This window comes from Streptomyces spiralis (genome assembly GCF_014654675.1).
GTDB classification, from domain to species: domain Bacteria; phylum Actinomycetota; class Actinomycetes; order Streptomycetales; family Streptomycetaceae; genus Streptomyces; species Streptomyces spiralis.
Genome location: NZ_BNBC01000006.1, coordinates 50,924 through 64,785 on the forward strand (window position 1 = coordinate 50,924; position 13,862 = coordinate 64,785).

A 13,862-nucleotide genomic window follows, 5' to 3' on the forward strand; every position below is an offset into this window, starting at 1 on the left:
AGCTTCCGAAGCATGACGAAGGCAATCACCGTCTCCGGCCTCCACAAGGCGTTCGGCGCCACCCACGCGCTGGACGGACTCGACCTGGACGTGGAGCGGGGCGAGGTCCACGGCTTCCTCGGCCCCAACGGCGCCGGGAAGTCCACCACCATCCGGGTCCTGCTCGGACTGCTGCGCGCCGACTCGGGCGCCGCCCAGGTGCTGGGCCGGGACCCCTGGAGCGACGCGGTCGAGGTGCACCGCCGGATCGCGTACGTCCCCGGCGACGTCACCCTGTGGCGCAACCTCTCCGGCGGCGAGGTCATCGACCTGTACGGCCGGCTGCGCGGAGGCCTCGACCAGCGGCGCCGCGCCGAGCTGATCGAACGGTTCGAACTGGACCCGACGAAGAAGGGCCGGACCTACTCCAAGGGCAACCGGCAGAAGGTGGCCCTGGTCGCCGCCTTCGCCTCCGACGTCGACCTGCTCATCCTGGACGAGCCCACCTCGGGCCTCGACCCGCTGATGGAGGAGGTCTTCCAGCGCTGCGTGACCGAGGAACGCGACCGCGGCCGCACCGTCCTGCTCTCCTCCCACATCCTCAGCGAGGTGGAGGAGCTGTGCGACCGGGTGAGCATCATCCGCAAGGGCCGCACCGTCGAGAGCGGTTCGCTGGCCGACCTGCGCCACCTCACCCGCACCAGCGTCACCGCCGAACTCGCGGGCCCGCCGAACGGCCTGGCCCACCTGCCCGGCGTGCACGACCTCGACGTGCAGGGCCGCCGCGTCCGCCTCCAGGTGGACACCGACAAACTGGACGCCGTGCTGCGGCAGTTGAGCGAGTCGGGCGTCCGCTCGCTGACATCGACACCCCCGACGCTCGAGGAGTTGTTCCTGCGGCACTACCAGGACGAGCTCGACGAGGTGTCCCGATGACTGCTCTCGCGACCGCCGCACCGCGCGGCTCCCGTCAACTCGCGGGCACCGGCACCCTGTTGCGCTTCGCCCTGCGCCGCGACCGGGTGATGATCCCGGTCTGGATCGCAGTGAACGCACTCATGGTGCTCTCCATGCCGAACACCCTGAAGGGCCTGTACGGCACCGCGGCCGAACGCGCCGACCTGGTGCGCCAGATGGAGACCAACGCCTCCTTCCGCGCCCTGATCGGCCCGGTCTTCGACACCTCGATCGGCGCGCTGACCGCCTGGCGGGTGGGCGTGTTCGCCGCCGCGCTCGCCGCGGTGACGAGCCTGCTGGTCGTCGTGCGGCATACCCGGGACGAGGAGGAGAGCGGCCGCCAGGAACTGGTGGCCTCGGGCATGGTCGGCCGCCGCGCCTCCCTCACGGCGGCGCTGCTGGCGGCGGCCGTGGCGAACACCGTGCTGGCCCTGCTGGTCACCGCGGGCCTGGCCGGTCAGGGGGGATCGGGCGCCCTGTCCTTCGGGCTCGGCCTCGCCGGGGCCGGCATGGTCTTCGCCACGATGGCGGCGATCGTCGCCCAGCTGACCGAGAGCGCGCGTCTGGCCCGCGGCCTGACGGCGGCGGTGCTGGGAGCGGCCTTCGTGCTGCGCGCGGCGGGCGACTCGGCCACCGACGACGGCTCCTCGGTGCTGACCTGGCTGTCGCCGCTGGGCTGGGTGGAGAACCAGCGGTCCTTCGCCGGCGAACGGTGGTGGGTGCTGCTGCTGTTCGCGGCGGCGACGGCGGTGCAGGGCGTGCTGGCGTACGCGCTGGCGGGCCGCAGGGACGTGGGCATGAGCTTCCTGCCCACCCGGCCCGGACCGGCCGCCGGCCGTCTCGGCACCGCCGCCGCGCTGGCCTGGCGGCTCCAGCGCGGCGGCGTCCTCGGCTGGAGCATCGGCTTCTTCGTGGCGGGGATCGTCTACGGCGGGTTGACGGACGGGGCGGCCGACCTGGTTCGCGACAACGACAGCGCCCGTGAGATCTTCCAGCGGATGGGCGGCCGGTCGGGGCTGACGGACGCCTTCCTCGCCTCGATGGTGGGGATGCTCGGGCTGATCGCCGCGCTGTACGTCGTGGCCTCGGTGCTGCGGCTGTACGGCGAGGAGTCCTCCGGCCGGGCCGAACCCCTCCTCGCGAACGCGGTCGGCCGTCTTCGCTGGGCCGCCGGCCATCTCGCCATCGCCTTCGGCGGCTCGGTGTGGATCATGTTCCTCGCCGGCCTCGGCTTCGCCGTCGGCTACGGCAGGCAGATCGGCCCGATCCTCGGTGCCTGCCTGGTCCAGGTCCCCGCGATCTGGGTGATCGGAGGCATCGCCGTCCTGCTGTACGGCGTCCTCCCGCGGGGCGCGACGGCGGCGTGGGGAGTGGCCGGCGCCGTGCTGCTGCTGGGCTGGGTCGGCCCGGCCCTGAACGTGCCGCAGCCGGTCCTGGACATCTCTCCCTTCGGCCACCTCCCGAAGCTGCCCGGCGCGGAGATGGCTTGGGGACCGGTGGCGGTACTGACCGTGATCGCGGTCGCCCTGGTGACGGCGGGACTGGCGGGGCTGCGACGGCGGGACATGACGACCTGACCTCCCTGAGCCGGCCCTGCTGTCAGCCCACCGCCACGCTCAGCCCCTTCAGCCCCCGGATCACGAAGTTCGGCTTCCGCTCCGGCTCGGCCGCCAGGGTGAGGGCCGGGGCCCGCTCCAGCAGGGCCGCCATGGAGGCCGCCAGCTCGATCCGCGCCAGCGGGGCGCCGATGCAGTAGTGGATGCCCGCACTGAAGGAGATGTGCGGGTTGTCCCGCCGCGTCAGGTCCAGCCGCCCGGGATCGGTGAAGACCTCGGGGTCGTGGTTGGCCGAACCGAACAGCATGGCGATCTCCGCGCCCCGCGGGATCGTGGTGTCGTCGATCTCGATCTCGTCCAGCACCCACCGCTCGAAGAGCTGGAGCGGAGTGTCGTAGCGCATCAGCTCCTCGACGGCGGACGGGATCAGGGAGTGGTCCGCGCGCAGGGCGGCCAGCTGGTCCGGGTTGCGGAACAGCGCCCACCAGCCGTTGACCGTCGCGTTCACCGTGGCCTCGTGACCGGCGTTGAGGAGCAGCACTGCCGTGGAGATCATCTCCTGCTCCGTGAGCCGATCGCCCTCGTCATGGGCGGCGATCAGCCCGGAGATCAGGTCATCGCCCGGCTCCCGGCGGCGGGCCGCGATCAGCTCCCGGAGGTAGTCCGAGAACTCCACCGAGGCCCGCACCGCCCTTCTCGCCGTCTCCTCGGACGGGTTGAGCTCGTACATCCCGCAGATGTCCGCCGACCAGGGCCGCAACTGCGAGCGGTCCGACTCGGGGATGCCCAGCATCTCCGCGATCACGGCGACGGGCAGCGGTTCGGCGACGTCCGTCAGCAGATCACCGCCGCCCGCCTCCACCAGCGCGGTGACCAGATCCTTCGCCAGCCGGTGGACGTAGGGCTTCAGACGCTCCACCGTCCGCGGGGTGAACGCCTTCGACACCAGGCGCCGGATACGAGTGTGGTCCGGCGGCTCCAGGTCGAGCATCCCGTGGTCGTTGAGGACATGGAACGGCTCGTGCTCCGGCGGGGGCGGCGTACGGCCGAAGTCCTCGTGCGTGAACCGGTGCTGGTAGGTCCGGCCCAGCCGGCGGTCCCGCAGCAGCGCCGACACGTCCGCGTGGTGCGGCACGAGCCACTGGTCGCTCGGCTCGTAGTAGAGCACGCGGCCCCGGGCGCGCAGTTCGGCGTAGGCGGGGTAGGGGTCGGCGACGAACGCCGGGTCCCAGGGGTGGAACGGGAGACCGGAAGGAGCGGAGGAAGCGGAGGGAGCGGCCATGCACGGACGCTAGCCCGGCATCCCCCGGCCTGACCAGGGGTCCCGTGACCAGGGGATTCCGACCAGGGGCGCCTCTGACCAGGTGTGTCCCTCTCCCCCGGGCCCTATCCCGGCGTCACCAGTCTCGCCTCGTAGGCGAACACCGCCGCCTGTGTCCGGTCCCTCAGGCCCAGCTTCACCAGGACCCGGCTGACGTGGGTCTTGATCGTCGACTCGGCCACCACCAGGCGCTCGGCTATCTCCGCGTTGGACAGGCCCTGCGCGATGAGCACCAGCACCTCCGTCTCCCGCTCGGTCAGATCGCCGTACGCCGCCCGCGCGGACGGCATGATCCGTGGGGCCTCGGACAGCTTCGAGAACTCCGTGATCAGCCGCTTGGTCACCGAGGGCGCGAGAAGCGCCTCGCCGGACGCCACCACCCGTACGCCCTCGGCCAGTTGGCGCGCCGAGGCGTCCTTCAGCAGGAAGCCGGAGGCACCCGCGCGCAGGGCCTGGTAGACGTACTCGTCCAGGTCGAAGGTGGTGAGCACCAGCACCTTCGCCGCCCCGTCGGCGGCCACGATCTCCCTCGTCGCCTCGATGCCGTTCAGCTCGGGCATGCGGATGTCCATCAGGACGACGTCCGGGGCGAGTTCGCGGACCCGGTCCACCGCCTGGCGCCCGTTGACCGCCTCGCCGACGACCTCGATGTCCGGCATCGCGTTCAGCAGGACCGAGAAGCCCTCGCGCACCATCATCTGGTCGTCCGCGATCAGGACGCGGATGGTCATGCCTCGCCCTCGATCGCCGTCTGGACCGGCAGGAACACCGACACCTCGTACCCCCCGTCGTCCGCCGGGCCGGCCGTCATCTCGCCGTTCAGCATGGAGACCCGCTCCCGCATGCCGGTGATGCCGTGCCCCGCCCCGGGCGAGGGCTGGATCCGGGACGGCTCGGGCGGCGGACCGTTGACTATGCGCAGGCCCAGACCGCCGAGCACATAGCCGATCTCGACCCGGGCGCTCGCGCCGGGTGCGTGTCTCAGGCTGTTGCTCAGGGCCTCCTGGACGATCCGGTACGCCGACAGCTCCACGCCCTGCGGGAGCTCCCGCACCGCACCGGTCACCACCTTCTCCACCCCCAGGCCGGCCTCCCGGACGTTGGCCAGCAGCGCGTCGAGGTCGGCGAGGGTGGGCTGCGGGGCCTCCGGGGCCTCGTAGTCCTCCGCTCGGACGACTCCGAGGACGCGGCGCAGCTCGGTGAGGGCCGCCACCGCGTTCTCCCGGATCGTGGCGAAGGCCTTCTCCAGCTCCGGCGGAGGGTCCTGGACCCGGTAGGGCGCCGCCTCGGCCTGGATGGCGACCACGGACATGTGGTGCGCCACGACGTCATGCAGCTCGCGGGCGATCGTGGTGCGCTCCTCCAGCAGAGTGCGGCGCGAACGCTCGTGAGCGGTCACGGTCTGCTGGGCGGTCACCGTCTGCTCGGCCTCCCGGCGTATGTGCCAGACGGTGACGGCCAGCAGGGCCAGGGCGGACACGACCAGCATGGGCGCCGAGTTGTTGCTGAAGTGGTAGCCGAACACGGACTCGACGACGAAGGCGTACAGGGCGGTGAGCACCCACATCCATCCCGCCGTGCGCGGCCGGGTGCGTATCGCCACGACCGTGAGCACCGTCAGGTGCGAGAGGAAGCTGCCGGGCTGCCACGGCCAGTCGCCGAAGGTGCCGGCGGCCATCGACGTGACGGCGCTCGCCGCCAGGGACAGCCAGAACGCCCCGACCGGGCGGACCAGGGTGAGGAGCACCGGCGCCAGGGCCAGCAGGGCGGTCACCGGTGCCCACACGTCGTCGTAGGAGCTGGTCCAGGCGGCGAACATGGCCAGCACGCCGGCCACCGCGACCAGCAGGTGCGGTGCCCAGGCCGCGTACTCCCGGGTGCGGCCGGGCAGCCGCCCGGCCAGGGGGCCGTCGACACCCCTGCGGTGCAGAGGGCGGTAGGCGAAGGCGTCGTGGAACAGGTCCTGCCGCAGCCCGCGCAGCGCGTTCACGGCCAGCCGGTACTCGGGGCTGCGCCCCTCGTACGGGGGGACCGCGCCGTCCGGCGTCGTCTGCGTGTGGGTCGTCTCGGTCACGGTGAAAACGGTAGGCGCCGGAGGGTGTCTCGGTCGTCCCCAGTGAGAGGGGTCCTTCGGTCTCCCTCTCAGGTACTACGAGTACGCCCGGGCCGGCCCGCCTCTGTCCGCGTCCGCCCGCGGCCCGCATCCGCCTCTCGCTCAGTACCCGGAGGGACGCACCAGTCCCGACTCGTAGGCGAACACCGCCGCCTGGGTGCGGTCTCTCAGGCCCAGCTTCACCAGGATGCGGCCCACGTGCGTCTTCACGGTCTGCTCGGCGACGACGAGGTGCTCGGCGATCTCCGCGTTCGACAGGCCGTGCGCGATCAGCGTCAGCACCTCCGTCTCGCGCTCGGTGAGGTCGCCGACCCGCTCCTTCAGCGGGGCGCGGGGTCTGTCGTTCATCCGGGAGAACTCTGCGATCAGCTTGCGGGTGATCGCCGGCGCCAGCAGGGCGTCGCCGGCCGCGACCACCCGCACGGCCTCCGCCAGCTGGTCGGCGGAGGCGTCCTTCAGCAGAAAGCCGGAGGCTCCGGCGCACAGCGCGTCGTACACGTACTCGTCGAGGTCGAAGGTGGTGAGCACCAGGACCCTGGTGCCGGGCGTCTCGGTGGTGACGCGGCGGGTGGCCTCGATGCCGCTGAGCTCGGGCATGCGGATGTCCATCAGGACGACGTCCGGGGTGAGTTCGGCGACCTTGGCGACGGCGTCCAGACCGTGCACGGCCTGGCCGACCACCTCGATGTCCGGCTGGGTGTTGAGCAGCACGGTGAAGCCCTGCCGGACCATCTGCTGGTCGTCGGCGATGAGTACGCGGATGCTGCCGCTCGTCATGGGTGGTCTTCTCCTGTCGGATGGGGTGGACCGGGAACGCGCGGGCCGAGGGCCGGCGGGCCCGGCGAATCCTCGGGGGCCCCGGGCACGTCGGGTGGTTCGACGTCGACGACGGGTGCGTTCTCCAGGGCGGTGAAGTCGGTGTGCAGAACGGGCAGTCCGCGCGTGCCGGACCGGGTGGTGGGCGGGGCGGTGCCGTCGCGGGGCAGGAAGGCCGACACCGCGAAACCGCCGTGCAGCGTCCTGGCGGCGGTGACGTGACCGCCCAGCATCGCCGCCCGCTCGCGCATGCCGAGCAGCCCGTGCCCGGCGCCCGGGGAGGGCGGCACGGGGTGCCGCGGACGGGAGTTGACCACGCTCAGGAACAGGCCGTCGGGGACATGGGTGACCTCCACACGGACCGCCGAGCCCGGGGCGTGCCGCAGGGCGTTGCTGAGCGCCTCCTGGACGATGCGGTACGCCGACAGCTCCACGCCGGGCGGATAGGGCTGGACCTCCCGCCGGGTGTCCTCGACGTCCAGGGCGACCGTGAGGCCGGCGGTGCGGGTGTTCTCGACGAGGGCGTCCAGGCGGTCGAGGGTGGGCTGCGGCGCCTGCGGCGCGGCCCGGCCGCCGGACTCGCCGAGGCCGTAGGGGTCCTCGGGGTTCTCCGAGCGCAGCACGCCGAGCACCCGTCTCAGTTCGGCCAGTGCCTCCAGGGCGTTCTGCCGGATGCCGGCGAGGTTCTCCTTCAGCTCCTCGGAGGGGTCCTCCGTCAGGTGCGGGGCCACTTGCGCCTGGATGGAGATGACCGACATGTGGTGGGCGACCACGTCGTGCAGCTCGCGGGCGATGCGGCTGCGTTCCTCCAGCAGCGTGCGGCGGGCCCGTTCCTCGGCGGTGAGCGTGGTCTGCTGCAACAGTTCAGCGCGGGCCACACGGCGGCCGCGCAGGGCGGTGCCCAGCACCACCACGACCGCGGACAGAACCACGGCGAGCACGCCGGTGGACGCGTAGTTCGCCGCGCCCCACAGGCCCTGGAGGACGTAGCTGACCAGCACGGTCAGCCCCAGCGCCTCCGCGGCGACGCGGGTGGGGACCCGCAGGGAGAGCAACAGCAGGACGAACAGGTGGGCGACGATCCCGGCGGCGGTCCACGGCCACTGGAAGTCCTTCGCCCGCCCGGACAACAGCGGGCCGTGGACCGCGATCGCTCCCAGCACCATGGCCGCCATCGACAGCCACCACGCCGGAATGGGCCGCCACAGGGCCAGCACCATCGCGCCGCTCTGGCCGACCGCGACCAGGAATGCGGTCCCGGGGCCCACATGGCCGTTGTCCTGGAGTTGCGCCGCAGCACCGATCAGGACGCCGAGCGCGGCCACGCACACGATCCCGTGCGGCAGCCAGCGCAGCCACACCGAGGGAGGCAGCGGATCGGCCCCTGCGGTCCACAGGTCGTCACGCAACACCCGTAGCCCTCGCCGGACGGCGTTCCCCCTTCGCATCACACGTCCACCCTAGGGCCGGACGTGTGAGCCGTCCCGGGGCGACGGGACCGCACCACAAGGGAACGGCGCCGGCCGCCGGCCTGCTCGAATCCGCGGAACGCCGCCCAGCACACGGCCAGGGCCAGGGCGAACACCGGGAGCCAGGCGAGCCGGGCCGCCACCCAGCCCAGGCCGTCGGGGAGGGTGTGCAGGCCGGGGAGGCGGCCCGCGAGCAGGCCCGTGGCCGTGGTCGCCATCAGCGCCGTCTGGTGCCACAGGAAGATCGTCATGGCGGAGAGGTTGACCAGCGCCACGGCCGCCCAGGCGAGCGGACGCCGCATCGCACGGCCCAGCCGCTCGCGCACCAGCAGTGCCAGGCCGCACTGGGCCAGCCCGAAGGTGACGGCGGCCAGGGTCGGCGGGTCGAGGTTGGAGACCGTGGCGCCCGGGACGCCGACCATCGACGCCGGGTAGCCCGCCCAGGCGACGAGGGCCGCGGTCGCCGCCGCCCCGCCGGTCAGCAGGAGCCAGCCGGCGCGGCGGCGCTGGAGTTCGCCACGGGTCCAGGCCGCGCCGAGGGTGTACGGCACGAGCCAGCCGGCGGGCAGGTTCAGCCAGCCGAGCCAGCCGGGCGCGCCGAGGCCGAAACGGAGGAGGTCCACATGCAGAACGACCACCAGGGGCCACAGCGGGTTGAGCCGGGTCAGCAGCGGGGTCGCCGCCGTCAGCACGGCGAAGACCAGGAGGAACCACATGGGGGACAGGGCCAGCTTGACGAGGGTGCGGACCGTGCCCGGGTCCGCGCCGGTCAGCAGGAGGGCGACCGCGGCGGCCGTCCACAGGGTCAGGACGGCGGCGACCGGTTTGAACAGACGGGACAGACGGGCGCGGAGCCATTGCGGGTAGCCGGTGCCGCGGGCGCGGGCCGAGACGTAGCCCCGTGTCGCCACGTGCCCGCCGACCAGGAAGAACACGGCGAGGGTCTGGAAGACCCAGGAGATGGGGGCCAGCCAGGGCATGTGCTGGAGAGGACTGGCGGTGTGCAGCGCCGGGTGCGTTCCGCCGCCGGTGTCCGCGACCAGCGCGGTGACCAGCCAGTGGCCCAGCACCACGCCGAGGATCGCCAGCGCCCGCAGCGCGTCCACGGCCCGGTCCCGGTGCGGGGGAGTGCCGGCGTCGATGAGCCGGACCGCGGCTCGCACACGGGTCGGCACGTCAGTCACCTGACAGCTCCTTCGTCGCGCCCAGGACGATCCGGGACAGGTTGGTCAGGGACGGGGAGCCGGGGGTGAAGTAGGCGCTGTGACCGCCTCGTCCGGCCGGGAAGGTACGGGCGCCGAAGGCCGGGGCCATGGGGTCGGTGCCGAAGCCGACGGTCGTACCGAAGAGATCCGCCTGCACGTGCGGCACGTGCGCTATCCAGTCGTCGGCGCCGCGGGCCGCCCAGACCCGGGCCCGGGTGTGCAGTGCCCGCACGGAGCCGGCGCCGGTGCCCGGGCTGCCGACGAGGGCGATGTCGTTCACGTCCAGGCCGGCGGCGGCTCGTCCGCACACCACCGAGCCGTAGGAGTGACACACCAGCGTGATGCGTGGCCCCCGGCCCGTCACGCCCCGCAGGTCATGGATGAACTGCCGCAGGTGCGGGGCGGCCTGCTCGGCGCGGCCCGTGGTGAGCACCGTGGTGCTGATCGTGCCCGGCGTCTCGTAGCCGAGCCAGGCGACGACCGCCGTGCGCGTCGCGGCGGGGGCGCCGCGGGTCAGCTCGCGGGAGAGCGCCGACACGCCCGCCCGGAAGCGGTCGTAGGTGTCCAGCGAGGTGTCCGAGCCGGGGACGAGGACCGCCACGCGGTCCGCGTGCGCCAGGTCGCCGATCACCTCCACGGCACGCCCCGAGCCCCGGCCGTCGAAGGAGAGCAGCCGATGCGAGGGGGCCGCCAGCTCCCGGTCCACGGCGGCGCGGTGCGCGTCCCCGTGCGCCGCGGCCATGCGGGCCGCCTGCTCGGCGTTCGCGCGGTTGGCCGTGTAGGCCGCGTCCAGGCCGGCCCGCGTCGGGGCGGCGAGGACGGCCGGGGCCGGGGCGGGGATCCGGGGGCGGGCCGCGGCCGACAACGGCACCACCACGGCGGCGGCGACAAGCGCCGCCAGGAGGGCGCGGAGGGCGCGCAGCCCCCGGCGCCACCGTCGAGCGGAACCCGGGGCACGAGCAGGAGCGCGGTCCGCGGAACCGTCCCCACGCTCCCGCGCTGCCGGCTCCTGATCCCGCTCCCGCTCCTGACCCTGCTCTTCCCCCTGCTCCCGCTCTCGCTCCTGCTCGACGACGCTCGTCCGCCCAGGCCGCCCCATGGCTCGTCTCCCCCTCCGGTCCGCCCGCCCGTCGGGCTCGTCCAGAGGGGAAACTACGGATCCGGCCGCGTCGTCCGCGTCCCGCCCGAGAGCTGTTCCGAGCCGTAGCTCTCAGGTACTACGGGTCTGACACCCAGGGGTTGGACGGCTCACCACGCCAGCTGCGCGATCTCCTCCACCACCACCGCGCACGCGTCCGCCGCCGGGTCGATCAGGGGGAAGTGGCCGACGTCCTCCAGCAGGGTCAGCCCGACCACCTCGCCGGCCTTGGCCGCCGCCTCCGTGTACGACTCCGCCACCGCCTGCGGCACGTCCACGTCCGCACGCCCCTGCACCAGCGTCGTCGCGATACCCGTCGGCAGCAGCAGCGCCGGGTCGGCATACGGCCGCCGTACGTCGAACTCCTCGACCCCGCCCAGCAGTTGCAGTGCCGCACCACCGCACACGTTCAGCTTCCCGGCGACCGCGAAGTCCGCGACCGGGGCGAGGGCCACCACGCCCCGCAGCGGCGCGGGCCGGTCGGTGCGCCAGGGCGCGTCGGCGGGCAGGACGTGCCGGGCCGCCGCCCACAGGGCCAGGTGGCCGCCCGCGGAGTGGCCGGTGATCACCGTGCGCCGCGCGTCGGCCTGCGGCAGCACCTCCCCCACGAGCGCGGGCAGGGCGTCCAGCGCGGCCGCCACGTCGTCGAACGTCTCCGGCCAGCGGCCCGCGACCGCGGCCTCCCCCTCGCCGTCCGGGGCGGCGCCGCCACGCCGGTACTCGACGTTGGCCACGGCGAAGCCCCGGCGGGCGAGGAAGGCCGCGAAGGGGGTGATGTGCCGGCGGTCGTACGGTGCCCGCCAGGCCCCGCCGTGCAGGACGACGACCAGGGGGGACGGGCCGGGTTCCGTGGTGCGCGGGGCGTAGAAGTCGATCACCTGGTCGGGGTGGTCGCCGTACGCGGCGGTGCCGTCGGGGTCCACGGGTGCGTGCGAGAAGGCGGACTCCTCTTCGGCGGCGGCTCTGGCTGCGGCGGCGGCGTCGTCCGGCATGCTCCAACCTCTCAGCGACGTAACAGTGTTCGGCGGACCAGGTGAGATGGCGGTGACGGTATCAGGACGGTGACATGGGTGTTCGGCCGTGGGGGTGCCGCTGCCGCGGCGGCACCCCGCACGCCGTCACGCCTTCACGCCGTCAGCCCTTCGTGCCGTCACGCCGTCACGCCGTCACGCCGGTTCCAGCACCTCCCCCAGCACCCGCGCCGCCCTCTCCGCGTCCGCGAAGCCCACGTACAGCGGGGTGAAGCCGAACCGGAGCACGTCGGGGTGGCGGAAGTCCCCGACCACACCCCGCCGGATCAGCTCCTTCATCACACCCCCGGCGTTCGGGCAGCGCAGCGCCACCTGACTGCCGCGTTCCGCGTGCGCCTGCGGGGTCAGGGACTCGACCAGGCCCTCCGGGACGTACGCCCCGACGCACTCGAGGAAGAAGTCCGTCAGGGCGAGGGACTTGGCGCGGACCGCCGCCACCGTCACGCCCTCCCAGACCTCCAGCGCCGCCTCCAGGGCGAGCATGGAGAGGATGTCCGGGGTGCCGACCCGGCCGCGGAGCGCGCCCGCCGCCGGTTCGTAGGACGGGCGCATCCCGAAGGGCTCCACGTGCGAGTTCCAGCCAGGAAGCGGGGAGTCGAAGCGGTCCTGGAGACCGCGGCGGACGTAGAGGTACGCCGGTGAACCCGGGCCGCCGTTGAGGTACTTGTAGGTGCAGCCCACCGCGAGGTCGACGCCGTGCTCGTCCAGCCCCACCGGCAGCGCGCCCGCCGTATGGCACAGGTCCCAGACCGACACGGCGCCCGCCGCCCGCACCGCCGCCGTGAGCGACGGCAGGTCGTGCAGCCGGCCGGTGCGGTAGTCGGCGTGGTTGAGCAGCACCGCCGCCGTGCGGTCGCTCACCGCGTCCGGCACCTCGGCCGGGGTCACCGGTCGCAGCGCGCACCCCGTCATCCGGGCCGCCGACTCGGCGATGTACCCGTCCGTGGGGAACGTCGTCGCGTCCACCAGGATCTCGTCCCGGCCCTCGCCCGCGAGCCGCACGGCACCCACGAGTGCCTTGAAGACGTTGACACTGGTGGAGTCGCCCACCACGATCTGGCCCGGCGCCGCGCCGACCAGCGGGGCGATCGTGTCGCCGATCCGCTCGGGCGCCGTCCACCAGCCGCTCTCCTCCCAGGAGCGGATGCGCAGCTCGCCCCACTCACGGCGGACCACGTCGGCGACCCGGCCGGGGACGTTCGCGGGCAACGCGCCGAGCGAGTTGCCGTCCAGGTACACCACGTCGTCCAGCACGAACCGCGAGCGCACCGGCGCCAGTTCGTCGGCGGCGTCCAGCTTCTCCGCACGCAGCGCCAGTTCAGACATGGGACCTCGCCGTCCACAGCTCGGGGAACACGTTCTTCTGCGCCCGCTTCTCCAGCCAGGCCACCCCGGCGGAGCCGCCCGTACCCTGCTTGGCGCCCATCGCTCGGCGGGTGGCGACCAGGTGGTCGTTGCGCCAGCGCCACACCAGCTCCGCCACGTCCGTCAACGCCTCACCGAGACGGGCGAGTTCGTCCTGTTCGGCGCCGGAGTAGAGCTGCGTCCAGACGGCCTCCACCTGCTCGGAGGGCTCGTAGCGCAGCGACACGTCACGGTGCAGTACGGCGTCCGGGATCGCGTGCCCGCGCCGGGCCAGCAGCCGCAGCACCTCGTCGTAGAGGCTCGGCTCGTGCAGCGCCTTCTCCAGTTCGGCGTGGGCGCGGGGCGCGCCCCGGTGCGGGACGAGCATCGACGCCGACTTCTCGCCGAGCAGGAACTCCATGCGGCGGTACATCGCCGACTGGAAGCCGGAACCCTCCCCGAGGGCGCCGCGGTAGCTGTTGAACTGGGCCGGGGTGAGCTGTCCGAGCGGCTTCCAGGAGGCGTTCAGCGCCTCCAGTTCGCGTACGGACCGCTTCAGCGCGGCGATCGCCGACGGCACGTCGTCGGCGCGCAGGGCGCCGGCCGCGGTCTCCCATTCGTGGACGATGACGGTGAACCACAGCTCCATGACCTGGGTGGTGACCAGGAAGACCATCTCTCCGGGATCGTCGGAGAGGGTGTGCTGGAGGTGGGTGAGCACGTCCGCCTTGACGTAGTCCTCGTACGGCGTCGTGCCCTCGAAGTCGAGATGCGGGGTCTCGGGCTCAGCGGCCTCGTCGGGCCGAGGGGTCGGGTGAGCCTGGTGGGACATCGCTGTCTCCTGCATGTACTCCGGGTAGCGGTCCGCCCCTGCCGATGCCGGCACGGGGGCCCCGGTCCCCACCCGAATCCTGCGCAACACCCACGGAGATC

Annotated in this window: 12 protein-coding genes; 2 read left to right on the top strand and 10 right to left on the bottom strand. The window is 73.2% G+C overall.

Annotated elements, in window-relative coordinates; translation table 11 throughout:
- The first annotated feature begins 12 nt into the window (after positions 1 to 12).
- A complete protein-coding gene (locus IE318_RS08720; RefSeq protein WP_189898296.1) occupies positions 13 to 915 on the top strand; it encodes an ABC transporter ATP-binding protein in 903 nt (300 codons plus the stop codon).
- A complete protein-coding gene (locus IE318_RS08725; RefSeq protein ID WP_189898298.1) occupies positions 912 to 2,513 on the top strand; it encodes an ABC transporter permease in 1,602 nt (533 codons plus the stop codon). The genes IE318_RS08720 and IE318_RS08725 overlap by 4 nt, the downstream gene beginning before the upstream one ends.
- 22 nt (positions 2,514 to 2,535) lie before the next feature.
- On the opposite strand, the gene IE318_RS08730 is transcribed toward IE318_RS08725, so the two are convergent.
- The 10 genes from IE318_RS08730 to IE318_RS08775 all read right to left on the bottom strand — a co-directional run bounded on the left by IE318_RS08730 (position 2,536) and on the right by IE318_RS08775 (position 13,761).
- Entirely contained in the window at positions 2,536 to 3,774 is a 1,239-nt protein-coding gene (locus IE318_RS08730; protein ID WP_189898300.1) for a cytochrome P450, read from the bottom strand.
- A gap of 104 nt (positions 3,775 to 3,878) precedes the next feature.
- Positions 3,879 to 4,544, bottom strand: a complete 666-nt coding sequence (locus tag IE318_RS08735) for a response regulator (protein ID WP_030182556.1) — start codon at positions 4,542 to 4,544, stop codon at positions 3,879 to 3,881.
- On the bottom strand, positions 4,541 to 5,887 hold the full coding sequence (locus tag IE318_RS08740) for a sensor histidine kinase (RefSeq protein WP_189898302.1): 1,347 nt from the start codon (positions 5,885 to 5,887) through the stop codon (positions 4,541 to 4,543). Before IE318_RS08740 ends, IE318_RS08735 begins: the two co-directional genes overlap by 4 nt.
- Before the next feature lie 141 nt (positions 5,888 to 6,028).
- Positions 6,029 to 6,703 carry a response regulator gene (locus tag IE318_RS08745; protein ID WP_189898304.1) on the bottom strand — a complete coding sequence of 225 codons (675 nt, stop codon included), beginning with the start codon at positions 6,701 to 6,703 and terminating at the stop codon, positions 6,029 to 6,031.
- Positions 6,700 to 8,190: a sensor histidine kinase gene (locus IE318_RS08750; protein ID WP_189898637.1), complete on the bottom strand. Its 1,491-nt coding sequence runs from the start codon at positions 8,188 to 8,190 to the stop codon at positions 6,700 to 6,702. The genes IE318_RS08745 and IE318_RS08750 overlap by 4 nt, the downstream gene beginning before the upstream one ends.
- Positions 8,190 to 9,395, bottom strand: a complete 1,206-nt coding sequence (locus IE318_RS08755; protein ID WP_229903407.1) for an acyltransferase family protein — start codon at positions 9,393 to 9,395, stop codon at positions 8,190 to 8,192. Before IE318_RS08755 ends, IE318_RS08750 begins: the two co-directional genes overlap by 1 nt.
- Positions 9,388 to 10,515 (bottom strand): alpha/beta hydrolase, encoded by a 1,128-nt coding sequence (locus IE318_RS08760; RefSeq protein WP_229903408.1) that lies wholly within the window; start codon positions 10,513 to 10,515, stop codon positions 9,388 to 9,390. Before IE318_RS08760 ends, IE318_RS08755 begins: the two co-directional genes overlap by 8 nt.
- Before the next feature lie 149 nt (positions 10,516 to 10,664).
- The gene (locus IE318_RS08765) at positions 10,665 to 11,546 is read right to left on the bottom strand and encodes an alpha/beta hydrolase (protein ID WP_189898307.1); all 882 of its coding nucleotides are present in this window, start codon (positions 11,544 to 11,546) and stop codon (positions 10,665 to 10,667) included.
- A gap of 174 nt (positions 11,547 to 11,720) precedes the next feature.
- Positions 11,721 to 12,911, bottom strand: a complete 1,191-nt coding sequence (gene kynU / locus IE318_RS08770; protein WP_030182534.1) for a kynureninase — start codon at positions 12,909 to 12,911, stop codon at positions 11,721 to 11,723.
- Positions 12,904 to 13,761 carry a tryptophan 2,3-dioxygenase family protein gene (locus tag IE318_RS08775; RefSeq protein ID WP_189898309.1) on the bottom strand — a complete coding sequence of 286 codons (858 nt, stop codon included), beginning with the start codon at positions 13,759 to 13,761 and terminating at the stop codon, positions 12,904 to 12,906. The genes kynU and IE318_RS08775 overlap by 8 nt, the downstream gene beginning before the upstream one ends.
- Positions 13,762 to 13,862 lie beyond the last annotated feature (101 nt).